This is a genomic window from Sporosarcina saromensis (assembly GCF_033253735.1).
In the GTDB taxonomy this organism is placed as follows: domain Bacteria; phylum Bacillota; class Bacilli; order Bacillales_A; family Planococcaceae; genus Sporosarcina; species Sporosarcina saromensis.
Genome location: NZ_JAUBDI010000001.1, coordinates 491,767 through 516,474, shown reverse-complemented (window position 1 = coordinate 516,474; position 24,708 = coordinate 491,767). Strand labels below are relative to the sequence as shown.

Below are 24,708 nucleotides of genomic sequence, written 5' to 3'. Positions count from 1 at the left end.
ATTTACCTCCTGTGAACTTAATGCCCAACAGGAGTGTAAGTATTTTTTCAGATGTTGGCAAGTGGCCTTTTTTTTATACATAAATTAGCTGCCGTTTTCTACATTTCTAGTGTGCCATAAACAACAGAAGACGAAAAAATAATTAGCGCTCGCTATGAATTAGTAGACAACGCATTTGTTAGAACACAGGGTGAAGAAGTGAGTATTTTTAAGAACCTAGTTGAGCTTGTGAGTGTGTTGTTCGATCGAGACAAAGCTAATATTCAAATGATTGTGTTCCAGGAGGATGTGTACCCACATGTTGATATATATGAAAGGAAATTGGTGTTACCTTCAAATATGATCACACAAACGTTGCAAGCAGATATGATCAGAATTCTCATGCATGAATTTGGCCATATGCTGACATGGAATGAAACGGATTTCGTCAAATCGGATAACTGTGCTGCTGATCGCTATCATTCCATTCCATTCGAAGAGTGTTATAACGATGACAGTTATATGACCCTATTTTATGAAGCTTTTTGGAAGGATTATGACGAGCAATGGCTGCAAACTGGTTACGGGACTATTGAAGAAAGACTTGCTTTTTATGAAGATCATAAAGATTCTTTTGTGTCAACGTATGCTACGGTACATCCTTATGAAGATATAGCAGAAACTTTTTCTCATTTTATGTTAACGCCTTACAATGATAATCCACAAACTGTACCAGAAAGAAAAGTGAATTTCTTCTATCAGTTTCCTGAACTTGTAGCACATCGCGCATTCGTACTGAAGGAATTGAAAGATCGAAAAGACGAGATGTTGTCTTTTTACTGAGGTGAGCAAGTGGCATGGGTTTAATATTTTTATAATTGGTTGACGGCTCTACTGTTTAACCGGTTGGCAATAAAACGTATTGTAAATATCGAACATGCCTCAATCGTGCCTTTCTAAAGAAACTCACCTATGACTCAAGGGGGAGAGTGCTATGACCATCGGATTGGAAATTATAAAAGAAGTATTGTCTCTTTATAACATGAAAGGACAAGTGACTACTGTTTATGATTTTATTCATTATCGTGATGAGAACGAATTAAAAATAATATCTAAAGTGGATTTTACCGATAGAGATTCGCTCGTAATAAAATTCGTAAGGGAAGATAAACATCCTTCCCATATTATTGAATCTCAAAGTGCCTTTTCTGAATACTTGAGAAGTCAAGGGATTTCGACGCCAAGAAGATATTTGAGCGAAGATAAGTACTGTATTCAATATAAACTGGATTATATGGATGTAGATATTACCCTTGAAGATTACATAGGTGAGGAAATACGTACTCTTGACGCTCATCTTGCTACGAAAGTAGGGGAATTGATGGGGAAAATACATACACTTTCAGAGAATGGAAACTGTCTAATTGGACAAAGTACGATATTCGATTTACTTGGATATAACGAAGTCAGTGGGTACAATACGTTTTGCGAGCTAAGTGAAACCCACAACATAGATGTGACAATGTACCAGAAAATAAAAGAGCTCTATCATAAGAGGCTAGAAAAAATTAGGGTACATTGGAACACGTTACCGAGGTTTGCAACACAAGGTGACATTTCCATTAATAATTTGACGTACGTAGGCGACACCATTGGTATTTTTGACTATAACATTGCAGGTGATGAAACGCTTGTTGGTGACATGGTACTAGAGGGATTGTTACTAGCATATGAAATGGATTTATCTTTTGGATTAACAGATAACGATCGAGCTAGTCTTTTTCAGCATTTTATTCAGGGATATCTTACTGAAAGACCTTTAACAGTGGACGAAAAAAATGTGTTAAGTGACATTTATTCAATTGCATTTGCTTTTTGGTTTACGAAGATAAAATACGATGAACATTCATTGGAAAAGTTAATAGAGCGTAATGAGAAAGAAAAAGTGGGAAGGCTATTACATGAAATCTACACTAGTTTAGTGAGAAATGATTTTGATGAACAATGCGAGCTGAATTGGAAAGTGCTAGGCTCGTAAGAATGAATGTATAAAACTTCTAACTTATATGGAGTTAGCGATTTTTACAGTTTTTGGCGTTGTGTGAATTTGAAATTAATTAAGATGAATTATAATTATTGTTAATGTTTGCGGGCAATTCAAATAGTGTATAAGTTCTTCAACTTCTGTTATACGATTAGGTAGCATATTTTCAAAGTACTAGCATTTAAATAGGACAACATTGTCTTTTTTAAGAAGTGAATGGGTAGTCAACCGTAAGTAAAGTTCTGGAAGTATTGGAGGTGAAGTGGTGAGTATTTGGTTTTATATAACAATCATAACAGGTTTTTCTCTTATTTATTATGGTTATGATAAAAAGAAAAGCTACGAATTAAAAGGAAAACAAATAGAGTTGGAGCAAAAGAAGTTAGAATTAGAGATGAAAAAGCTTGAAAAGGAAAGGGAATTATAAATTTTCTAAGCTCAATGTCAATCTAATTGTTACATCAAATGTTATAGCCACTCAACACAGACTATTGACTTCTTCCACAGACATGGTAGTATATCAAACATACATGAACAATCCAGTAATCATTACTAAATATAAAAATGGAGAGTTGACCTAGTAATCTTGTTGTGGGCAGCAAACAGAGACTGAATGGACAGTGGAAATTCAGGCAGCAACAAAGGTGAAGTACACCAACAGTTTTTCTCCAATTGCAATGAAGAGGATGATAGGTGTGCCTATCGTCAACTAGGGTGGTATCGCGGAGAGCTCCTTCGTCCCTTTTTTAGGGATGGAAGGGGTTTTTTATGTTCAAAATACAATTGGGGAGGAATCCATGATGTTTCAAATTAAAGCGATCCATTCGCCTTCAGTAGTAGCATCCGCACTACTCACAATCAGTATTGTCGTAATGATGAGTACGAGTATCATTCTTTTCGAATCTGTGCCGCATATACCGATTTTGTTTTCAATCTTGTTGTTATTGGGTTACGGATTCTTTAAAAAGATTTCTTTTAAAAATTTGGAAAAAGGTTTGGTGGAAGGTGCCGGAGCAGGGATGAGTGCAGTGTTTTTGTTCTTCTTTATCGGCATTCTCATTAGTAGTTGGATGATGAGCGGTACGATTCCGACATTGATTTATGCAGGATTTCATCTCATTACACCTGCTTTCTTTTTCGCCATCGTCTTCGTCGTCACGTCGATCGTCGGGATTTCCATCGGTAGTTCATTGACAACCGTTGCGACAATTGGCGTAGCTTTCATTGGTATGGCTGATGTGCTGGAACTGTCTTTGCCATTAGCTGCAGGTGCGATTGTGTCCGGTGCTTTCTTTGGGGATAAAATGTCTCCATTGTCGGATACGACCAACTTAGCATCATCGATTGTTGGCGTCGATTTGTTTACGCATATCCGCAATATGGGATGGACGACGATTCCAGCGTTTCTGTTGTCGCTACTGTTGTTTGGCATTCTTTCGCCTTCCGTTAGTGGAGGAGAGTTTACCAAAATTACGCTCTTTCAAGAAACGCTCCTCAAAACGGAGCTCGTTCATTGGTATACGATCATTCCGCTTTTCGTGTTATTTGCATTGAGCATGAAGAAGGTACCTGCACTTGTTACACTGGCAATTAGTTCTGCTGTTGCGATTGGGCTTTCCTATTTCCATCACCAGTATGGTGTATCGGAAGTGATGGGCATTTTATTTAAAGGATTTGTTTCTTCGACAGGAGTGGAAGAAGTGGATGTCTTGTTGTCACGCGGTGGAATGAACAGCATGATGTTCACGGTCGGTTTAGTATTATTGGCATTAAGTATGGGCGGATTGTTGTTCACGCTTGGCATTGTACAACGTTTATTGGCAACAATTGAAGCACTTTTGAAGAAAGTGTCATCCGTTATATTGGCGTCTGCATTGACCGCGATCAGCATTAACGTCTTGATTGGCGAGCAATATTTATCGATTTTATTGACGGGGCAAGCGTTTAGAAAGCCGTATGAAAAAGTTGGACTTGCGAATAAAAACTTGAGCCGTGTTATGGAGGATGCGGGAACTGTGGTGAATCCACTCGTTCCGTGGAGTGTATGTGGGATTTTCATCGCAGATGTGCTAGGTGTATCGCCACTTGCTTATTTACCGTTTGCGTTTTTCTGTTTGTTGTCGCCGATTTTGACGATTGGCTATGGATATGTTGGGAAGACGTTGACGCGGGTTAATTGATGAATGAGATTATGCGGCGATTTTTAGCGTTTTGCTGTGTTTCTATTGGGGAATGCGGCGTTCTACGGATTTATGCCGCGTTTTGCTTGAATATGCTGCGTTCTTCTGAAGTATGCGGCGTTTGGAGAACTTATGAGCCGTTTGATGGAGTTTTGAGGCGTTTGGATTAGTTGTATCGTGGAGAAGTGTATTGGCTGGATAATTATGTTGCGTCAAAAATGGTTTTGACAAACTAAAGGTTTCTTGAAAAAAAGAAGCGATTTTTTGCGCCAATGGAGGAGTTTGAGCGCTTTTCCAAGATGGGCAAATACAATGAAAGGCTGAGACATTTTTTGTCTCAGCCTTTATGCGTTAATCAATCGAAAATTCTTCACGATAATTTGTAGCATCTTTTAGTGCTTTCTCTTCTGCCGGTATACGGACGGACATCATCCATACGTTAAGGATTGTGAAGAGAATTGCTGTGAAATAAGCGCTGAACAGTAATGGCAAGACGAGCAATTCAGTTGCGACGATGACATAGTTCGGGTGCCGGATCCATTTATAAGGGCCTTTCCGTACAACTTTGGCATCCGGTAGAACGATGATTTTCGTGTTCCAATATTTCCCTAGCGAAGTGAGGCACCATATTCGTAATAGTTGAGTAAGAAGGAAGATTAATAAGAACAAGCCCCAAATCGGTGATAGCGGGCGGTTAAAGACATAGATTTCGATGAGCAATGAGAGAAAGAAACAGACGTGCATGGCAACCATGAAAGGGTAATGCTGAGCACCTGCTTCAAATGCGCCTTGGCGCATCATCCATTTTTCATTCCGTTTTGCGATGAATAATTCGACAATGCGTTGGAGGATGACAACTGAAAGTACGATTGGAATCATCAAGTTGAAGTCACCTCAATCCCACTGGATGAGGAGTAATTCTCCACAAAATCCTGGTCCTAATGCAGCGACGATTCCATATTCACCAGCTTGTGGCGTCGATGCCATGAATTGTTGAAGGACATACAATACAGTCGGTGAGGACATATTGCCGTTATTCCGGAGTACATCACGCGAAATTTCTGTCATGGATGCGTCGAATCCTAAAGCCTGTTCATAGGCTGCCAACACTTTCTTTCCTCCTGGATGAGCGACAAAGTGCGCAATGTCATCTTTCGTCAAACCGTGAGTAGACAGGAATTCATGTACAAATGGTCCTAACCACTCTGTGATGATGGAAGGAATGCTTTTTGAAAATACGACATGCAGACCGTTATTTTTCACATCCCACCCCATTACATCTTCTGAATGAGGCATTAGTTTTGAAGTAGTTGCGACGATTGATGGCACAGCACGAGAGACGGCAATTTCGGATTGATCACCAGCGATGAGTGCGCATGCGACGCCGTCAGAAAATAATGAGACACCGACGAGATTGCTCTTTGAATAATCGTCTTTTTGGAACGTTAAACTGCATAACTCAACCGCCAAGACGAGTACATTTTCTTTCGGAAATGCTTTGCAATATTCAAATGCGCGACTTAAACCGGCAGCGCCTCCAGCGCAACCCAATCCCCATAACGGGATCCGTTTGACGTCGTCCCGAAAAGGAAGTTCATTCATAATGCGTGCATCGATACTTGGCGTGGAAATGCCTGTGCTGGAAACAAAGATGATGGCATCAATTTCAGAAGGAGAAACGTCTGTCTGTAAAAAGTCCGATTGTTGCAGGCAAGATTGAATGGCTTTAATGCCTAAATGCGTTGCATGGTGAATATACAAATCGTTGCGTTCTTCAAAATCATGTTCTTCTCCATACCATTCCAACGGCATACAAACATCTCGTTTTTCGATATCACCGTTTTGAAATACTTTTAATAGACGCTCAATGTCTTTAAACCTATTGCTAAAAAGGGAGCGGGTCAGTTCAACAGCTTCTTGCTGTTTCACTTCATAGGGAGGGAGAACTGTACTGACGGATAGGATTTTTGGCATTTTCTAACCTCCGGAACATTTATCATTCTTTAACCTCGTAAGCTTGTACATAAACATTGGGATGTCTGTTGCTAAATTTGAATCAGATTCTCTTTTTAATTGCAATCTCAAACAATACTTAATAGTTGGAGAAGGAAAGACATGCCTCAGTATATGAAAAGATTTTGGCAAATATGAAAGCCCACCAGTAATGGAGGGCTCATTGTTTCTGGGATAATAAAAATTGACATAATTCCCGCAAACTATTGATGAATTTCTCATTGCTTTCTTTTGATCGTTTTTTAGGTCCTTTTAGGCGACCACCGGCCATCCTGATTTTTTGGGCGGTATGTCTTGCTAATAGGAGTTGATCAATATTGTCATTCGTATAGCGTCTTCCGTTTTGATCGATCGGATGACCTTGTTTCGCTAAAACCATTGCCGCTAGCCCATAATCCTGCGTGACGACAATATCGCCTTTGTTCACTTTGTTTACTAATACAAAGTCGACTGCATCCGCGCCTTTTGAAACGATGACTGTATCGGCCCCGTCCCGATGCATTTCATGGGCTGTGTCACAAATAAGAGTACAAGGCATCTTAAATTTCTTGGCAATGGAAATCGTTTCATTCACAACAGGACAGCCATCAGCATCCACAAAAATCGTTACCATGACAGAACCCCTTTTCCGTATGAAGTAGATAAGTGCTCGTAAAAAATAGGAAGGATTAATGTCTCACTATATCATATTCACCGGAAAATTATTAATTCAAAAGTGAGAAATGTGAACATGGCGTAAAAGTTGAATCTTTCTATTGTGCTATTCACTTCACTAAATCTTTTTGTTCAACAATGTTTTTTTGAAACAAAACGGTGAGTTAATCGTAAATTAAAGCAAAGCTGTGAAGTTGTAGGTTCTTTTATTTTATAGGGAAATTAACATTTATGAAATGAAGAGAGGTAATACGCATGGGAAGTGAATATTTTGTCGGTTGGGGTACGTTGGCACTCATTAATGCCGGTATCGCGCAAGGGAAAAATAGAAGTGGATTGAATTGGTTTTTGTTGTCATTACTTCTTGGCCCTTTTGCAACGTTCTGTTTAGTCATTGCAGAAAAAAGATAATTCTTTCATTTTGACATTGTTATGGTAAACTATTTCTAGTATCGAAATAGATCAGTAGGGGGAAACGAGTATGACAGAAGTGAAAGTGATTTGTGCGAGCCATGAATTGATTGCTGGAAATGAGCCTTTAAAGAAATTTGTCGACCAACAAAAAGGGGCGCATTGTTCTGTTTTGGTCAATGAAACGCAGTACGTTGTCGTGAAAGTTGCAAAAGAAGCGGATATCGAAAAAGTCCGTGCAACAGCAGGCAATATTGCACGTGATCTTGCGAGTCAAAAAGTGGAGAAAGCACTTGTACTTGAAGGGACATTGGAAACAGCCTTTGAACATCTTGTAAAAGAAACGGTGTTTACAGCATTTGCAGAAGGTTGGGATCTTGGTTCATACCAATTCCTTACGTATAAATCAAAAGAAGAGCCATTCCAAACTGCACTAGAAGTAGAAGGGGAGGACGTCCAATCTGCTGTCGAACTCGGAAAAATCCGTGCCGCTGCTACTGCGTTTTCACGCGACTTAATGAATGAAGTGTCTGATGTGTTAAATCCTGAAACGTATCCTGATGTTCTGAAAAAACAATATGCAGACACAGGAATCGAAGTGACGGTGTATCGAAAAAAGGAAATTGAAGAGATGGGCATGAACGGCGTGTTGACTGTTTGTCGCGGTAGTAAATACAGCCCTTCATTCGTAGAAATGAAGTATGTCGGAGATGCGTCAAAACCATTAGTGGCGCTTGTCGGGAAAGGGGTCACATTCGATACGGGCGGCATCAGCTTGAAGAGTGGGAAAGATTTGAGTGACATGCGCATGGATATGGGCGGTTCGGCTGCAGTAGCTGGTGCAATGCAGTTGTTAGCTAAAACGGAAGCGAAAGTGAATGTAGTTGCACTCATCCCGATGGTTGAAAATACGCCGGACAACACATCCGTATTTCCTGGTGAAGTAATTACGTACAAAAACGGTACGACAGTACAAGTCGGGAATACCGATGCAGAAGGCCGTCTCATCTTGGCGGATGCCCTCATTCGTGCAGGTGAGTTGAATGCGGAATACATCGTTGACATCGCGACACTTACGGGTGCGGTCGTCAATGCGTTAGGAACGGAAATCGGTGGTGTGTTTGGAGATGAAGAGCAGGCATTCATCATGAAAAAAGTCGGAGATGAAAACGGTGATTTCGTATGGCCAATGCCGTTAGTCGAAGCGTATGACAAATCATTGGCGAGTGACTATGCAGATATGAACAACATCAGTTCATTGAGCTATGGCGGTTCGATCACTGCTGCCTTATTCCTTCGTCGATTCGTTCCAAAAGACAGTAAATGGCTTCACGTAGACATGGCTGGTATGATGAGCAAATCGAGTAATTCTGGTTACTATGCTAAATCCGCAACAGGGTATGGCGCGCGATTACTTGCGGACTATGCTGTGAAGATTTCGGAGTAAAGTTCTGTTAGAACAGCGCTTTTGTCATCAAGCCGGTTGGCTACTCGTAGAGCATTTCGAATGGAGAATTTACTATGAAAGAATGGTTTGGTTCTGCCGCTGTTTGTATGAATGAAAACAATGAAGTACTATTGGTGAAAAGTTATCATTCTGATGCATGGGCTATCCCTTCGGGTGGGATTGAAAAAGGAGAAACGCCAGAGGAATGTTGTGTAAGAGAAGTGATGGAAGAGACAGGTTATAGGGTGGCTATTGTGGAGAAGCTTTTTATAAAAGAAGTTACCATTACCAATATACAAGTTCAAACACATTACTATAAAGTAAAAAAACTTGGTGAGAGTAGTGGGATTAATGATCCAGATAACATCATTGAAACTGTAGCTTGGAAATCTCTCAATGACTTGGAGACAATCGAGCATGCCTATCCTGAGGATAAAGAGTTATTAATAAGGATTATTACATCGATATAAAACGAGAAAACGCTTAGGTCTATTCCCCAAGCGTTTTCTTTTTTGATTCTCGATAAAAATGAGGAGAGAGTACCTTGTTTTTCATTTGCAAACAAGAATTTGCCTCTCAAACGTTCCTTTCTTGGCAACGCACCGATCGACAATTTGGAAACCGGCTTCCTCGATCATATCGTCCATCGGTTCAATGGTGGCGACGACGAGTTTTGACGAAATGCGTCGGGCATTCTTTAATATATCCAATTGTCCTTCAGCAGTAATATGGGTAAACAAATTATACGGCATGTCAATAATTGCAGCATCATATGTAGTTGTCACTTCAGCGATAGGACCTTTAACGACTTCGCCATCCAAACCGAAATGGGCAAGATTTTTGCGGGAACCAAGGCAGACAAGTGGATTAATATCTCTCCCAACCATATCAATACCCATTGAACGTGCTTCGACTAACACCGTACCGATTCCACAACACGGGTCAATCGCACGGACGCCTTCAGGATGAGGAACTGCAATATTTGCCAATGCACGGGCGACGCGCGTACTTAATGCCGTTGAGTACATATGCGGTTTTTGCATATGATAGCGCCAAATCGGTTCACTTACTTGAAGGATGCCGAAATACCAACGTCCATTGAGAGAGAGAATGCCAAAATTGACTGCCGGATTGTCTAAATCTGCTTCTCCCTCAATTTTTTCACCGATTTCTCGTTCCATCGCTCTTCGTTCTGGATGATGAATTTTAGCCGTGTCATTCAATGCGATGTCATTCATACAAGTGACTTTAAATGTCGAGTGACTGACGAACTCTTCGGCTTGTGCAAGCAAGTCGGCCCAATCGTGTGCTGTCCATACTATTTCCAATCGCTCCTTCATAAAAGGGCTGCGGCTTGGGTCAATGGCTACTTTGCTAATCAAGGCATTTGATGGGCTGTCGTACCCGAAGAACGCCCGCATTTCCAAACGGCAAAGATCGTGTTCATCCATTTGCCGGATATACGTGTAGGCATACTCACGTTGATGTGTTTCAAATGCCTGCTTCAATTTGTCGCCTCAAGTGTTGCGAGCATGTTGAAAATGAAGCGATAAGCGAGATCAACCGCATCTTTTATTGGTAAATCTTTGTGGAATCCTTCAAGTGCATCAAGCGGTATGTTAATGTCCCATAGACCGTCTTGATCCGAGAACATCGCACTGTACGTTTTTAAGCCAACGTTCGCATCCAAATGCTCCTTAATGAAAGCTCCCCATTTCTTCTGAAGCTTTAATCCGAATAATACTGTGATGGTTTGAAAGACATCGTCCATTTCAATTGCCATCGCATCGACACCGATTGTGGTAAATGCTTCTGACTCGACATAGACAAATTGATCAATGTTAACACCGAAATAGGATACCGGCTCATTCATGAATGAGGGCGACTTTTCTTCTAGCAATTCTTCGGTTTCTTTTAAGCATAACTCGATGGCGGAGAAATCCCATTGTTTTGGTTGGACCAACTGATTAGCTGACAGCAGACCATTTCTTTCGGCATATTCTTTTTCAATTGAAAATAGCGCAATGGGTTGTTGCTCTATCGTATGTGCAAGTTTTTCTTTTAGCATGTGTGACACTCCTTTTCATTCAACAGTATACCTCATTTGTGCGTATGAAGTTTCGTTCTGCGCAGTATGAAGAATTAATTTTCATCTGGATACCAAGGATTCAGATGGATGAGCACTTCATCCACATCAGCATGGGCTTCAATAATCATATTACGAATTTTACTCGATATGTCGTGACCTTGTTGGATGGTCAACGTCCCAGGAATACCAATCCGTAAATCGACGAGCACATAATGGCCGTGTTCTCGAGCACGAAGTCGATCAATTCGCTTCACTTCAGGCACCGTGCGAATCAATGCGGCAAACTCCTGCAAACGCGCTTCAGGTACATTTTTCTCCATTAATACATCCATTGCCTCGATCCCCATTCCATAAGCTAAACGGAGCACGAGAATGGAAACAATCACACCGGCAAATGGATCCCCGTATGATAGAAACGGAATAGCATATGCATCCCCGATCAAAGCCAACCCGATTCCGACAACAGCCGCAAGCGATGCATACACATCTGCAAGGTGATCATAAGCAGTCGCAATCAACCCCTTACTATTTGCTTTTTTACCGACGCGCATCGTATACACATAGAGAACCTGTTTCCATACAAGGGAAACAATCGCCGTAATTAACGCAATAACACTCGCTTTAGCGGGCTCCTCAAAAAATGTCTTCACCGCTTCAAATCCAATATAGATGGCAGCGATCCCTAAAATAATCGCAACAAGTCCCGATCCAATCACTTCAGCTTTTCCGTGCCCATATGGATGATCTTCATCAGCCGGTCTTTGTGAGAATCGCATCGAGGTCAAGGCTGCAGCGGAAGCGACAACATCTCCCGCGTTATGAAAGCCGTCAGCAAGCAAAACGGGACTATTAAAGAGAACCCCTACAAGAATTTTAACGACAGTCAACACGATGTTACTCATTAAACTGATCCAAATGGCAAAAACGGAAGCGATGGAATGTGAATGCTTATTTGTCATTGTACAACCTCCTGTTGAAAGTTTTCCTAGAGGAAAGAAAAACCCCTGACAACGTTCTGTCAAGGGATGAATGGAAAAATTAGATTAGTGGCGTCTTTTATTGTCAGTATCATTCTGATCACTCATTTATCGGTTAGTCTTACAAGCATATCACTATGTAACTAACCGAGCAACAATTTGACAAAGCGAAATGCAGCTAGATGTGACTATTGGTGATCTTTATTGTTACAGGAGAGTATGGTGTGCGTCATGAAGAGTGGTGTAAAGACACGTTAGAGTGAAAAATTGATTGCTGTTACGACGATAACAGTAATGACGCGTTGGCGAGGGGAATAGCTGTTGGCGCGTCGATGAAAGTAGTTTAATGACGCGTTGGCGAGGAAAAAGGTTGCTAGCGCGTCGATAAAAGTAGTTTAATGACGCGTTAGCGAAGAAAAAGGTTGTTAGCGTGTCGATAAAAGTAGTTTAATGACGCGTTAGCGAAGAAAAAGGTTGTTGATGCGTCGATAAAAGTGGTTTAATGACGCGTTAGCGAAGAAAAAGGTTGCTGACGCGTCGATAAAAGTGTTTTATGACACGTTGACGAGGAAAAAGGTTGTTAGCGTGTCATGAAAAGCGGTATAACACCCCTGTCTAAGTAAAAAAATGTACATTGGTATTTTAATTGTAAGAGATGAGTTCTAACTGCCCGCCAGTGCTACAAAACGCAAGCCACGGTCAAATAGAAGCGTTCTAAGTGCCCGTCAGTGCTACAAAACGTGAGTAACGGTCAAATAGAAGAGTTCTACATGCCCGCCAGCACTACAAAACGTGAGTAACGGTCAAATAGAAGCGTTCTAACTGCCCGCCAGCACGACAAAACGTGAGTAACGGTCAAATAGAAGTGATCTAAATGCCCGTCAGTGCTACAAAACGTGATCGACGGTCAAATAGAAGTGTTTTAAATGCCCGTCAGTGCTACAAAACGCAAGCCTCGGTCAAATAGAAGAGTTCTAAATGCCCGTCAGTGCTACAAAACGTGAGTAACGGTGAAATAGACGTGATCTAAATGCCCGTCAGTGCTACAAAACGTGATTGACGGTCAAATAGAAGCGTTCTAAATGCCCGCCAGCACTACAAAACGTGTACAACGGTAAGTTAGAAATATACTTTTCCCGTTATAGGAGAATCATCTATGTTTCCTTGTACATGAAGGCGGTGAAAAGTCCTTTCAACAAAAAGCAACTTATTCAAGCCAACGCTCTAGGACTGCGCAAGCAGATAACCAAAAGACCAAGAGTTTGAAGGATGTAACCAGGATTTCGAAACAAACAATTCAAAGCTAATAATGTATACTTAAGTGAAAACAATCGCGTCATTGCAATCCATACATCAAATCATTATAATACAATAAAGTGAATAAAAATACATACGAGAGGTTGATTATAGATGAAGCTTTGGGGAGGACGTTTTTCTAGTCGTGCGGATGAAATAATGGAACAGTTCAATACATCTTTGCCTGTCGATTATCGACTATACAAAGAGGATATTGCGGGTAGCCTTGCTCACGTTACGATGTTGGTTCATTGTGACTTGCTAACACCGGAGGAAGGGGATCTGTTAGTACAAGGCCTTGAATCCATTTTACAAGATATTGAATCGGGTGCGCTCGTTATCGAAGGGGATTACGAAGATATCCATTCATTTGTTGAAATGAATTTGACCGAAAGAATTGGTGAAACCGGTAAGAAATTACATACAGCGCGAAGCAGAAATGACCAAGTCGCTGTAGATATGCGCCTTTATGCAAAAAATAAAGCAGTCGACGTGATGAACGGTTTGCAGACGTTAATTGATTCGTTACATGAAAAAGGAAAAACGAACAATGTCATTATGCCGGGCTACACACATTTACAACGTGCGCAAGTTGTGACATTCGGCCATCATTTAGGTGCTTATGAGCAAATGTTCAAGCGGGATAAAAAACGTGTTAGCAACGCACTTGAACTATTGGATGAAAACCCGTTAGGCTGTGGTGCGTTAGCTGGGACGACACATGCAATCGACCGGAACGTTACGACTGAACTGTTGCGTTTTGCAAAGCCGGTTGATAATTTCTTGGACGGTGTCAGTGATCGGGATTACATGCTTGAGCTGATGTCTGATTTCTCCATCATCATGATGCATTTAAGCCGTTTAAGTGAAGAATTGATTTTGTGGAGTAGCCAAGAATTCAAGTTCATCACAATGGCGGATGCTTATTCAACAGGAAGCAGTATTATGCCACAGAAGAAAAATCCCGATGCGGCCGAGTTAATAAGAGGGAAGACAGGTCGCGTATACGGCTCATTATTCGCTTTATTAACAACCTTAAAAGGGTTGCCGTTAACGTATAACAAAGACATGCAGGAAGACAAAGAACAATTTTTCGATGCGTTGGATACCGTCTTGGATTGCATGGAAATTATGTCGAAGATGATTGACACGTTGACGGTCAATGAAGAGAACATGAAAGCGGCGATTAAAGCCGGATTCCTGAATGCAACGGAAGTGGCGGATTACTTAGTGAGCAAAGGGACTGCATTCCGCGATGCCCATGAAATTGTAGGGAAAATCATCATTTATTGTGAAAAAGAAAAGAAAGCGATTGAAGAGTTGACTGTAGAAGAACTTGCTCAATTCAGCCCGCATATTGCAGATGATATTTACGCCTATATTGACTACGAAAGCATTTTGACAAAAGGAAATAAAGGCTTGATGAAGGAAATTGGTGAATAAATCACTCGAAAAATGAAAAAACCCGCGTGAGACCAAGACAATCTTGGCTACACGCGGGTTTTCACTTTTTCTGTATCGTGTATTCAATCGTCAAGAATGGAAGGGAAAACAACCACATTTTGTGTGTCGCAACCAATTGCCCCTCCTTACCTTCTTTCACAATGAAGTCTTCTTCAATAGGCAGTTTGCTGTACTCACCCCATCTGGATGATAAGTAAATGCCTGCGTCGGAAGCGGCATCTGATCTTTTGCTCGTTAGCTGCAAAATTTCGCCGACGGTTCGGACTTCCAAAACACCTGTCATTGTAGAGAAGGGGAGGGGTAACGCAATATTCATAAAAACTTGACCGTCACTCTTTTCGTGATAGGAGTAAATTGCAATGAAAGTCAGTTCATCCTCAATCTTCCGAATCCATGCGCGGGGCTTGATGCGGCCGTCCATTTCATCCACAGATACAATTTCACCAGTCATTTCGATTTCATTTGCATGAAGGGGTAAATTGATTTGCTCCGTTTTACGGCTAATGAATGAATAGATAAAAGCAAACGGTTTAAACCACTTTTTCCATTGAACGGTCGCAAAGAGTCGATAGTCCGATGTATTCTCATAAAAATCGACAATAGTAGTTGCGATGTCTACGTTGTAAATATCCATTGCATCCACAAGGCCACGATGTTCCCCGGGCACACCAAGTTCCGTCACCGATTGTTTACCTCTTATGCGACTAACTGGGAATGATGGAGGACGAGCGTTGGAATGTGGAATGGCCAAAGACCACCCGATAATACCTAGCAGTGCAAAGACAATGCAATTCAAAACACCATGAAATCGGAGCATAAAGTCGATCGTAATCGATGTAAGTCCGAAGCCATTGCCAAGAACATATAACAGCGAGAAAATAATTGTGACGCCTAGCGAAGTGAACGACGTAACAAGTAGCCATTTCTGCATGTGCATTGGAAAACGTGCACGCCATACAATTCCAATCATCCCTGCTAACCCGACGATATACAAAAGTACTGAAAACAATTCAATCCATCTTGAAAATGTGATGCCGATTGCCACGACCATAGGAGCCACGAGCAATAACGTACTAAAAAATCGGTACGAACGGGGCTTATACAATCTGCCTAACAAACCGATGAAAATGGGCAATAGAAAAGCGGAATAGTGGAAATGAATACCGGTCAACCACGTGATTAATGGCGTAAAGCCCGTATCTATTCCGGCAATATAGGCGAAATACCAACCTCCTCCTAAAGCGATATACATCATGCCGAGGTCAATTGCGGATTCTTCACAATTCGAAAAACCCCTATTCAAAAATCGTGTCAATCCATACAAAGCGATACAAACGGTAAATGCAAAATAGATGAAAGCGAATAGTGCCGGAAATGTTGGTGTTGTTGTTTGTAAAATCGCGATTGACACATAGGCAGGAATGCTAAAGAAATAATAGTATTTGGAAAACCAATCTGACTTGTTCATGACCATCTTCAACGCAATCGGCACATAGACAAGTTGAGCAACTGTTAATAAGAGATAGGGCCAAGGATCTTTTGAAAGGAATGCGATAACGATAAATAAAAAGCTATGAAAGAAAGCAAATTTACGCATGTTGAACAAACTCCCCTTCATACGAAAATAGATTGCCAATCAAAGGATTCCGGACAGTTACAGCGATGCGATACACTTCCTGTTCTTCGTCATAGCTTTCGGTCACCGTCGCCAAGCCTTGCAACAATCGAGGAAGTGGAATTTCAATCTTTCCGAGTACGAGTCGTTGTTGCAAAGACTCAATCGTGAGCGCGCCATCATCTGTTACAGTAAACGCCAAGTCAGCATACAGCAATGCTGGTTCTCCGAGGTAATCTTTAATGATCCCACGTTTCGCATCCAAACTCATTAATGCATTGAAATATCGACGAATAAATCCGAAGTGGAAAACCCGTTCCCAATGAATTTGTGCCTCTCCATTTGCGCCGAATCGCGCACTGTTTGTAATTGTAAAATCGATGTTTTCTCCGCGTTCAGGGAATAGCAGCTTCCACCTGACACCTAACTTGAAAAGAGGATATAGCCATTTCTGCCCGCCTGTAATGGCTGTCATAGTACCCTTTCCGTGAAAAGGGGTATCCGGTTCAATGTGATAACGCTTTTGCAGCATAGGATGCAGTTTAGTGAAGTCATCACCTAAAACATGTTTGTAGATAGACATTGTCGAATCACCTTTTTCTTTTGCAACTTTTAGCGGTTGGAACATCACCACTACTAAAATAGCCGATGAGTGATAGGGTTAGTAAAGCCATGTTGAATGTTACAGGGTTGAACGGATGAACTGCAGTCTCTGGAACAGCTCCAATTGCAGCAATTGTCAATAACGGAAAAACTGCAAGCTGTAACGCAAATAAGTGCTTTTTCTCTCGATAGAACAGCCAAAGCAATCCGAAGAGCACTTCGACAATCCCAATGCCAAACACAATTGACGAAGTTTGCGTTGGACTAGTGAAAAACGCGCTTGCCACCATCGCCATTTCTTCAGGATGTTTGGCGAGTATTTTGGGGATGAGTCCTTGGTACATCCATACAAATGCAAACAATAGGGCGAGACCATATGAGTAAAAAAATCGTATGTATTGCGAGCGAGGAGCCTCCCCCTGTTCAAGCCATCTTTTTAAGACATCAAAACTTAACGCAGTTGCCCACCCCATCATTGGCTTGAATAAGCTTCGATCGATAATTTTTCCGAATGAAGAAAAATTCGCTTCATAATCATACTGTGTTAAAAACTTCACGCCCCCTTCCATCGGCTCATACTTCCAGAACCCTCTCCCTTCTCGGATAGGGGAAAACCATTGGTCAGTCCCAAAATGAAGAGCGGATGACCGTGAGCCATTTGAATTGTTAGTAGCCCCCGAACTCTTCCCCCAGCCTTTTACCGTAAGAAAAGGAGCAACACGCCGCTCATAAGTGAAAGCTTGCGGTTCATCAGCTTGTTTCGGCAAATACGTGATGGACGAAAACCGAACATCCCATTTTGCATGCAAGTCAGGTTGTTGCGTAGCATGCCACACATCATCCATTGATGCTTGAATGTCAATTTCCACGTAAATCGGCTTACTTTTCAATGTCATCACCTCACTAGTAGGACGATTTTGACTTGTGGAAGTTACAAAATTGGATGGTTTTGATTCAAAATATAAAATAATCAGTTCTGCGTTGCGCACCAATTTTTCTATCAATCAAATTAGCCTTTCTATCAATCACTTGACACGTTCTATCGTTCAGTTTGATGATTCTATCAATCACTTTCACAATTCTAACGAACATTTTCGAGCTTTGAGTTCACTCGGTATACGCCTAATTACTACAATTTTTTAACCCATCAAAAAAAGAAGCCCCAACGGCTTCTTTTTCTTTACCCCATAATATGATAACCTGCGTCGACGTAGATGACTTCACCAGTTACGCCGCTGGACAGGTCGCTTAGCATGGCGATGGACATTTTCGCAACTTCTTCATTTGTAATATTGCGTTTTAATGGAGCTTTTTCTTCAATTTGACCTAGGATCGTGTTGAAGGAAGGCACACCTTTTGCAGAAAGCGTACGGACAGCGCCGGCAGAAATTGCATTTACGCGGATTGCGTCTTTTCCTAAGTCGTTTGCTAGGTAGCGCATGGATGCTTCTAGTGCAGCTTTTGCCACACCCATGACGTTGTATCCGTCAAGGACGCGCTCAGCTCCTAAATAACTCATCGTGATGATTGATCCGCCGTCGGTCATGTATTTACGAGCTTCCCGTGCAGTTGCTACTAGTGAGTAAGCACTTGAATCTTGTGCAAATGCATAACCACTTCTCGTTGTCTCAACAAAATCGTTGTGAAGGTCTTCTGCATGCGCGAAAGCGACAGAGTGGACGAGTCCGTGGATCGTTCCGAGTTGTTCACCAATTGTAGCGAATGCTTGTTGGATGCTTTCATCTTCATTGACATCACATTGGACAATCATTTTTGCTGCTAGTCCATTGCTATCTAATGCTTTTTCAAGTTTTGCAAGAGAGCGTTCTTTACGGTACGTGAAAATGACGTTTGCACCAACTTCAAACAGTGATTTAGCGACGCCCCATGCGATGCTTCGTTCGTTCGCTACACCCATGACTACAATATTTTTCCCTTTTAACTTCAATAAGTCTTCCATAATAGCCTCCTCAATCGGTAAAAAACCTATCACCTTATATTAGTACCAGATAATAAATTCAGTATACCATATTCGCTTGCGTTACAAAACTATGAAAGGATTAATTCACAAATAAAAAATCTATAAACTTATAAAAATACAGTTGACTTTATAAATATGCATACGTATACTAGGTCTAACGATAAAAGGGGTGGCCGTTATGAAGATTGGAATCGTTGGTGCTTCTGGGTATGGTGGGCTCGAACTAATCCGTTTGCTACATCAGCATCCGGAAGTCGAACAAATTGATTTATTCACTTCGTCGGAAGAAGGGTCTATGTTCTCAGCGAAATATCCTCATACGTTAACATTGTATGACCGTGCACTAAAAGGAATTAATGAAGACTCGTTAAGTAGTTGTAATGTCGTTTTTGCAAGTACCCCTGCTGGCGTGACAAGTGAGTTACTGCCTCCACTCATCAGTGAGGAACGGCGGCTCATCGATTTGTCCGGTGATTTTCGATTAAAGGACCCAGCTGTCTATAAGCACTGGTACAAGAAAGAGCCTGCGCCGATCGAAGTGATTGAACAAGCAACATATGGATTAACGGAGTGGAACAGGGATGCAATCCGACAAGCTTGTCTCCTCGCAAATCCGGGTTGTTACCCGACTGCGGTACTCCTTTCTTTATTGCCACTTATTAAAGAACGGTTAATTGACCCAACACAATTGGTAATTGATGCGAAAAGTGGTGTGTCGGGTGCAGGGAATACACCGAGTCAAATGACGCATTTTAGTGAGACGAATGAAAACCTTTCAATCTATAAGATTCATGCACATCAGCATATCCCGGAAATTGAGCAAGCGATTGAGCAGTTTGCGAATGCATCAATTGCCGTGACATTTACAACACACTTAGTGCCGATGACGCGTGGAATTATGACAACGAGTTATGCACCCGTTTATGAAGGGATTACGGAAGAGGATCTGCTGAATTGTTTACAGGAGACGTATCAATCAAGCCCGTTTGTCAGAGTGATGCAAGATGCCACGAAATTCTGTACGAAACAAGTTTATGGATCGAACTTCTGTGATATTCACGTGAAATTGGACCGACGGACGAATCGGGCGACAATTATTTCAGTCATTGATAATGTCGTGAAAGGTGCTGCTGGGCAAGCAATCCAAAACATGAATATACAGATGGAATTGGATGAAACAACCGGTCTCACGCATGTACCTTTATTCATTTAATGAAGCACCTGAAGATTTTTAAAGAAGAATCATGTGATTGAAGAAGTTCCGTATTGAAGTGACACGAACATAGAGGGAGGAAATTGTATGGCAGTAGCAGTTCAACAACTAAAGCGCGTTGCAGGGAAGAATATTGTAACGCCAAAAGGGTTTAAAGCAGTTGGCATCCATTGTGGATTAAAGCATAAGAAATACGACTTGGCGGTGTTAGTAAGTGAAGTGCCTGCAAGTGTGGCAGGGGTATTTACGACGAATGCGATACAAGCTGCCCCTCTCATCGTGACGAAAGAAGTGGTCCAACAACAAAAGCAGATGCAAGCTGTAATCGTCAATTCCGGCAATGCCAATGCATGTACCGGTAAGCAAGGTATGCTAGACGCATTGCTGATGCAAGAGAAGACCGCTGAGAAGTTCGGGATTTCCTCTTTGTTAGTCGGTGTTGCTTCAACAGGTGTCATCGGGGAAAAAATGAACATGAAACCTGTCCTATCGGGCATTGAGAAATTGAATCCGGTCGATAGCCTCGAAGGCTCCATCCAATTTTCACAAGCCATTTTAACGACGGATACGGTGACGAAAAACACTGCGTATCGAACGGAAGTCGATGGGAAAGAAGTAATTGTGGCAGGAACGGCTAAAGGCTCTGGCATGATCGAGCCGAATATGGCAACAATGCTCGGGTTCATTACGACGGATGCAGCAATTGAATCCGACCATTTACAAAATGCATTAAAAGCCATAACAGACGTTACGTTTAATGCAATTACTGTCGATGGGGATACGTCGACGAACGATATGGTACTTGTGCTTGCAAACGGAAAGGCGGGCAATGAACCGTTACACCCTGATCATCCGGATTGGGAAGCGTTCATCCAAGCACTGCATACAGTTTCCCAAGATCTCGCGAAGATGATTGCGAAAGACGGGGAAGGGGCAACAAAACTGATCGAAGTGGAAGTGTCAGGTGCGGTAACAGCTAGTGAAGCAAGAAAAATTGCTAAAACGGTCGTCGGCTCACCGCTCGTTAAAACCGCTGTATTTGGATGCGATGCCAACTGGGGGCGTGTCATTGCTGCAATCGGTTATAGCGGTGCAGCGGTTAATCCAAATACAATCACAATAAAAATTGGGGAGCATGTTGTCGTAACAAATGGTGAACCTGTCGTATTTTCAGAAGAACTTGTCATGCTTTACTTAAAGCAGCCAGAAGTGAAAATACATGTCGAGTTAAATAATGGAAACGGTAAAGGAATCGCATGGGGGTGTGATTTGACTTATGACTACGTCCAAATCAACGCATCATATCGCTCGTAAACGGATTGTCATTAAGTTAGGTGGAAGTATGTTAGAAGGGTTATGTACGACGTTTTTTGAGCAATTCCATCAGCTTCAACAGGATGGTTATGATGTGGTTATCGTCCATGGAGGTGGCCCATCAATTAACGCTGCGCTAGCAAACGCCGGAATAGAAAGCAAAATTGACAATGGATTACGAGTGACTTGTGAAAAATCGAGCGACGTCATTAAGCACGTGTTAATTAGCGATGTGAATACAGCACTTGTCTTTCAGTTAAACAAGGAAGGCATTCCAGCAATCGGACTGAGTGGTTTTGATGGGAAGTTGCTGACGTGTTCGTTGTTAGATGAGGCAAGATATGGCCTTGTCGGCAAAATTGAAAAAGTGAATGCACATTTACTCGATACGCTTCTTAAAGCAGGCATATTGCCAGTTGTTTCGTGCATCGGTGCATCTGCTGAAGGAAAAGCGCTGAACATTAATGCTGATACAGTCGCCAGTGAAGTTGCACTTGCGATTGGGGCAAAAAGTTTAATGCTCGTCACTGATACGCCTGGAATTCATGTCGGGAATGCTAAACAACATGCCGCAACACCTTTACTACTTGCAAAATGGATCACGGAAGGAGCCATTTACGGTGGCATGATTCCGAAGGTGGAAGCCGCGCTTACATGCCTAGAAGCAGGTATTCCTGCGGTGCATATTGTTGACCAGCAACTTGAGGGAACTGTCATTGAAATTGAGGAGGTGTTCAGTTGAGTACGTTGTTCAACAACTATGCAAGACGATCCGTTCATCTTGTGAAGGGAAAAGGTACGTATGTATACGATGCGAATGGAAAAGAGTACCTTGACTTTACAAGCGGGATTGCGGTCGTCAGTTTAGGGCATGCGCACCCGTCAATTGTGCAGGCACTTACGAAACAAAGCGAGAAGCTTTGGCATACGTCAAACTTGTTTGAAAGCCCTGAACAGGAAAAATTGGCACATTCACTTGTGCAACATACGCCTTTTTCAAAAGCTTTCTTTTGTAACAGTGGAGCAGAAGCGAATGAAGCAGCCATTAAACTGGCACGGAAACATACAGGCAAGCACGTTATCATCACATTTGAACAATCATTTCACGGACGCACATTCGGGGCCATGGCCGCAACTGGGCAAGAAAAGGTGAAGCAAGGTTATGGTCCGATGCTTGAAACGTTTATAACCATCCCATTCAATGACTGTACTGCATTAGAACAAGCGATTGATGAAGATGTAGCGGCAATCATGTTGGAAGTGATTCAAGGGGAAGGTGGCGTGCATGCCATTACGCCACAGTTTGCTTCTACAATTCAAAGGCTTTGTAAAGAGAAGGGGATCCTTTGCATTGTGGACGAAGTGCAGACAGGGATCGGCAGGACGGGAACACGCTATGCGTATGAGCAAACTGGCTTGGAGCCGGATATCTTAACGCTTGCGAAAGGGTTAGGGGGCGGTTTCCCCATTGGAGCAATGCTTGGACATGAGAAATTAGCTGAAGCATTCGGACCGGGTACACACGGTACGACATTCGGTGGCAATCCGTTGGCTGTAGCTGTCGCGCAAACGGTCGTTGATCATGTGTTTGACGAATCGTTTTTAAAGGAAGTGCAGCAAAAAGCAGCATACATGAAACAGAAGCTGACAGCCGTTTTGCCAGCAGAGCGATTCAGTGTCCGCGGGAAAGGGTTATTAGTCGGCATTGCATGTACGGAAGATGTCGCACCTTTTATCCAACAGGCTGAACAGAATGGATTATTGCTTGTTCAAGCGGGTCAGGACGTTATCCGCTTGCTACCGCCACTAACTGTGACGAATGAAGAGATTGACGTAGCAATCGAACGGCTAACGGCCATTTTGCTTGAACCAAGTTTGACGTAATGACTATATTGAATTAAGGTGCTTCGGTGAAACACTATTCAACAAACAAGAACATAAAGGTACATACAAGGCGGATCTCACGGACTGGGGGGATCCGTTTTTGTATGGGGAAGAGTGTTCTGAATACTACTAAATTTAACGTGCATCATTTCAATTCTTTTAAGAAATGTGTCCATATGATATGCTCTTTAAGCATTTATATAATGTGGATTGAATCCTCTAAAATGTTGGTGGATACTATTCAGAGAACATTTGAATTAGAGTGAATTTAAAAAGAAAGAGGAGGAGATGTCATGGATGCTCAACATCATTCTAGAAAACTTACATTTACAAAGCAGACATGGCTTTTAGTGATCGGCATTGTTTTCATCGCTTCAACCCTTCGATCACCCTTAACTTCAGTTGGACCAATCATAGGACCAATCCGAGATAGCTTGAACATGTCGAACGTGTTAGCAGGTTTTTTAACAACCATTCCATTATTAGCTTTTGCAATCATTTCACCTTTTGCGCCTAAACTGGCAAATCGGTTCGGTATGGAGCTGACATTGTTTGTATCGCTTTGTCTACTCACGATAGGCATTGTTATCCGATCTATTGGAGCAATTCCCTTATTATTAATCGGGACCTTTTTAATAGGTGTCGCAATCGCATTTGGAAACGTGTTATTGCCAGGCTTATTAAAACTGAATTTCCCGCTTCAGATTGGATTAATGACAGGTATCTATTCAGTATCGATGAACATTTCTGCAACAATTGCTTCGGGAATTAGTGTACCAATTGTGGAACAGACAAAATTCGGTTGGCAAGGGGCGTTAGCAATATGGGCGCTCTTAGCCGGACTCGCCATCTTTTTATGGCTTCCACAGTTGAGAAGAAAAATGGACATTCAAGCAAAACCATCTACAGGAACAGCGAACAAAGGCAATCCTTTCTGGCGTTCCCCAATTGCTTGGGCGGTCACATTCTTCATGGGATTGCAATCGTTATTGTTTTATTCGACCTCGGCGTGGATGCCTGAAATGCTTACGAGTGGGGGGATGAGTGCCGCTCAAGCGGGATGGATGTTATCTTTGTTACAATTCTCGCAATTGCCGATGACATTCATCATTCCGATTCTTGCTGGAAAAGTGAAAGACCAACGCAGCATTGTAGTGGGAATTGTTGCCCTTTACTTAATTGGATATGGTGGGGTTTGGTTAAGTGGAGGTTCATCTTTTACGGCTCTTTGGATGGTGGCTATCGGTATTGCTGGCGGTTCATCTTTTGGCCTGTCAATGATGTTCTTCACGCTCCGAACGGAAACACATATGGAAGCCGCTACTTTATCTGGCATGGCGCAGTCATACGGGTACTTGCTCGCGGCCAGTGGACCAGTTCTATTCGGTTTTCTACATGATTTAACTGGCTCATGGAACAGCTCTATGTTCATCTTCCTGATCGGATCATTGCTACTGTTCTTATGTGGCATGCAAGCCGGAAAAGATCGGAAAATTATTTCGTAATAAACGTTAAAGAGGAATTCCTTATTGTGGGAGTTCCTC

At 42.0% G+C, this 24,708-nt stretch carries 23 protein-coding genes; 13 read left to right on the top strand and 10 right to left on the bottom strand.

Annotation, left to right across the window (positions count from 1 at the left end):
• Positions 1–198: 198 nt before the first annotated feature.
• The 4 genes from QT711_RS02625 to nhaC all read left to right on the top strand — a co-directional run bounded on the left by QT711_RS02625 (position 199) and on the right by nhaC (position 4,203).
• The gene (locus tag QT711_RS02625) at positions 199–822 is read left to right on the top strand and encodes a putative zinc-binding metallopeptidase (protein ID WP_317941926.1); all 624 of its coding nucleotides are present in this window, start codon (positions 199–201) and stop codon (positions 820–822) included.
• Positions 823–973: 151 nt separating this feature from the next.
• The gene (locus QT711_RS02620; protein ID WP_317941925.1) at positions 974–2,017 is read left to right on the top strand and encodes an aminoglycoside phosphotransferase/kinase family protein; all 1,044 of its coding nucleotides are present in this window, start codon (positions 974–976) and stop codon (positions 2,015–2,017) included.
• A gap of 271 nt (positions 2,018–2,288) precedes the next feature.
• The gene (locus QT711_RS02615; RefSeq protein ID WP_317941924.1) at positions 2,289–2,450 is read left to right on the top strand and encodes a hypothetical protein; all 162 of its coding nucleotides are present in this window, start codon (positions 2,289–2,291) and stop codon (positions 2,448–2,450) included.
• A 373-nt stretch (positions 2,451–2,823) separates the two neighbouring features.
• A complete protein-coding gene (gene nhaC, locus QT711_RS02610; protein WP_317941923.1) occupies positions 2,824–4,203 on the top strand; it encodes a Na+/H+ antiporter NhaC in 1,380 nt (459 codons plus the stop codon).
• A 351-nt stretch (positions 4,204–4,554) separates the two neighbouring features.
• On the opposite strand, the gene QT711_RS02605 is transcribed toward nhaC, so the two are convergent.
• The 3 genes from QT711_RS02605 to QT711_RS02595 form a co-directional block, all read right to left on the bottom strand.
• Complete coding sequence (locus QT711_RS02605) at positions 4,555–5,082, bottom strand: isoprenylcysteine carboxyl methyltransferase family protein (RefSeq protein ID WP_317941922.1); 528 nt, start codon at positions 5,080–5,082, stop codon at positions 4,555–4,557.
• 15 nt (positions 5,083–5,097) lie between these two features.
• Entirely contained in the window at positions 5,098–6,177 is a 1,080-nt protein-coding gene (locus QT711_RS02600; protein WP_317941921.1) for a type III polyketide synthase, read from the bottom strand.
• Between the two features lie 199 nt (positions 6,178–6,376).
• The gene (locus QT711_RS02595; RefSeq protein WP_317941920.1) at positions 6,377–6,829 is read right to left on the bottom strand and encodes a YaiI/YqxD family protein; all 453 of its coding nucleotides are present in this window, start codon (positions 6,827–6,829) and stop codon (positions 6,377–6,379) included.
• Between the two features lie 296 nt (positions 6,830–7,125).
• Here QT711_RS02595 and QT711_RS02590 point away from each other — a divergent pair, with 296 nt between their 5' ends.
• The 3 genes from QT711_RS02590 (at position 7,126) to QT711_RS02580 (ending at position 9,198) form a co-directional block, all read left to right on the top strand.
• Positions 7,126–7,281, top strand: coding sequence for a hypothetical protein (locus tag QT711_RS02590; RefSeq protein WP_317941919.1), 156 nt, complete (start codon positions 7,126–7,128; stop codon positions 7,279–7,281).
• Positions 7,282–7,351: 70 nt separating this feature from the next.
• Positions 7,352–8,728, top strand: coding sequence for a leucyl aminopeptidase family protein (locus tag QT711_RS02585; RefSeq protein WP_317941918.1), 1,377 nt, complete (start codon positions 7,352–7,354; stop codon positions 8,726–8,728).
• 74 nt (positions 8,729–8,802) lie between these two features.
• Complete coding sequence (locus tag QT711_RS02580; protein WP_317941917.1) at positions 8,803–9,198, top strand: NUDIX hydrolase; 396 nt, start codon at positions 8,803–8,805, stop codon at positions 9,196–9,198.
• Positions 9,199–9,279: 81 nt separating this feature from the next.
• On the opposite strand, the gene QT711_RS02575 is transcribed toward QT711_RS02580, so the two are convergent.
• From QT711_RS02575 to QT711_RS02565, 3 genes are all read right to left on the bottom strand, one after another.
• Positions 9,280–10,179, bottom strand: a complete 900-nt coding sequence (locus QT711_RS02575; protein ID WP_317941961.1) for a TRM11 family SAM-dependent methyltransferase — start codon at positions 10,177–10,179, stop codon at positions 9,280–9,282.
• 53 nt (positions 10,180–10,232) lie between these two features.
• Positions 10,233–10,796 (bottom strand): branched-chain amino acid aminotransferase, encoded by a 564-nt coding sequence (locus QT711_RS02570; RefSeq protein WP_317941916.1) that lies wholly within the window; start codon positions 10,794–10,796, stop codon positions 10,233–10,235.
• A gap of 74 nt (positions 10,797–10,870) precedes the next feature.
• Positions 10,871–11,776 carry a cation diffusion facilitator family transporter gene (locus QT711_RS02565; protein WP_317941915.1) on the bottom strand — a complete coding sequence of 302 codons (906 nt, stop codon included), beginning with the start codon at positions 11,774–11,776 and terminating at the stop codon, positions 10,871–10,873.
• A 1,428-nt stretch (positions 11,777–13,204) separates the two neighbouring features.
• Here QT711_RS02565 and argH point away from each other — a divergent pair.
• Positions 13,205–14,533, top strand: coding sequence for an argininosuccinate lyase (argH, locus tag QT711_RS02560; RefSeq protein ID WP_317941914.1), 1,329 nt, complete (start codon positions 13,205–13,207; stop codon positions 14,531–14,533).
• Positions 14,534–14,594: 61 nt separating this feature from the next.
• On the opposite strand, the gene QT711_RS02555 is transcribed toward argH, so the two are convergent.
• The 4 genes from QT711_RS02555 to QT711_RS02540 all read right to left on the bottom strand — a co-directional run bounded on the left by QT711_RS02555 (position 14,595) and on the right by QT711_RS02540 (position 18,732).
• Positions 14,595–16,151 (bottom strand): YndJ family protein, encoded by a 1,557-nt coding sequence (locus QT711_RS02555; protein ID WP_317941913.1) that lies wholly within the window; start codon positions 16,149–16,151, stop codon positions 14,595–14,597.
• Positions 16,144–16,752, bottom strand: a complete 609-nt coding sequence (locus QT711_RS02550) for a DUF4166 domain-containing protein (protein WP_317941912.1) — start codon at positions 16,750–16,752, stop codon at positions 16,144–16,146. The genes QT711_RS02555 and QT711_RS02550 overlap by 8 nt, the downstream gene beginning before the upstream one ends.
• Positions 16,753–16,759: 7 nt before the next feature.
• Positions 16,760–17,668 (bottom strand): DoxX-like family protein, encoded by a 909-nt coding sequence (locus QT711_RS02545; protein ID WP_317941960.1) that lies wholly within the window; start codon positions 17,666–17,668, stop codon positions 16,760–16,762.
• A gap of 284 nt (positions 17,669–17,952) precedes the next feature.
• Positions 17,953–18,732 carry an enoyl-ACP reductase FabI gene (locus QT711_RS02540; RefSeq protein ID WP_317941911.1) on the bottom strand — a complete coding sequence of 260 codons (780 nt, stop codon included), beginning with the start codon at positions 18,730–18,732 and terminating at the stop codon, positions 17,953–17,955.
• A 199-nt stretch (positions 18,733–18,931) separates the two neighbouring features.
• Between QT711_RS02540 and argC the strand changes: the two genes are divergently transcribed.
• The 5 genes from argC to QT711_RS02515 all read left to right on the top strand — a co-directional run bounded on the left by argC (position 18,932) and on the right by QT711_RS02515 (position 24,669).
• A complete protein-coding gene (argC, locus tag QT711_RS02535; RefSeq protein WP_317941910.1) occupies positions 18,932–19,966 on the top strand; it encodes an N-acetyl-gamma-glutamyl-phosphate reductase in 1,035 nt (344 codons plus the stop codon).
• Between the two features lie 87 nt (positions 19,967–20,053).
• Positions 20,054–21,280, top strand: a complete 1,227-nt coding sequence (gene argJ / locus QT711_RS02530) for a bifunctional ornithine acetyltransferase/N-acetylglutamate synthase (RefSeq protein ID WP_317941909.1) — start codon at positions 20,054–20,056, stop codon at positions 21,278–21,280.
• Positions 21,243–22,022 carry an acetylglutamate kinase gene (gene argB / locus QT711_RS02525; protein WP_317941908.1) on the top strand — a complete coding sequence of 260 codons (780 nt, stop codon included), beginning with the start codon at positions 21,243–21,245 and terminating at the stop codon, positions 22,020–22,022. Before argJ ends, argB begins: the two co-directional genes overlap by 38 nt.
• Positions 22,019–23,164 (top strand): acetylornithine transaminase, encoded by a 1,146-nt coding sequence (locus QT711_RS02520; protein ID WP_317941907.1) that lies wholly within the window; start codon positions 22,019–22,021, stop codon positions 23,162–23,164. The genes argB and QT711_RS02520 overlap by 4 nt, the downstream gene beginning before the upstream one ends.
• 293 nt (positions 23,165–23,457) lie before the next feature.
• The gene (locus tag QT711_RS02515; protein ID WP_317941906.1) at positions 23,458–24,669 is read left to right on the top strand and encodes a CynX/NimT family MFS transporter; all 1,212 of its coding nucleotides are present in this window, start codon (positions 23,458–23,460) and stop codon (positions 24,667–24,669) included.
• Positions 24,670–24,708: the final 39 nt, after the last annotated feature.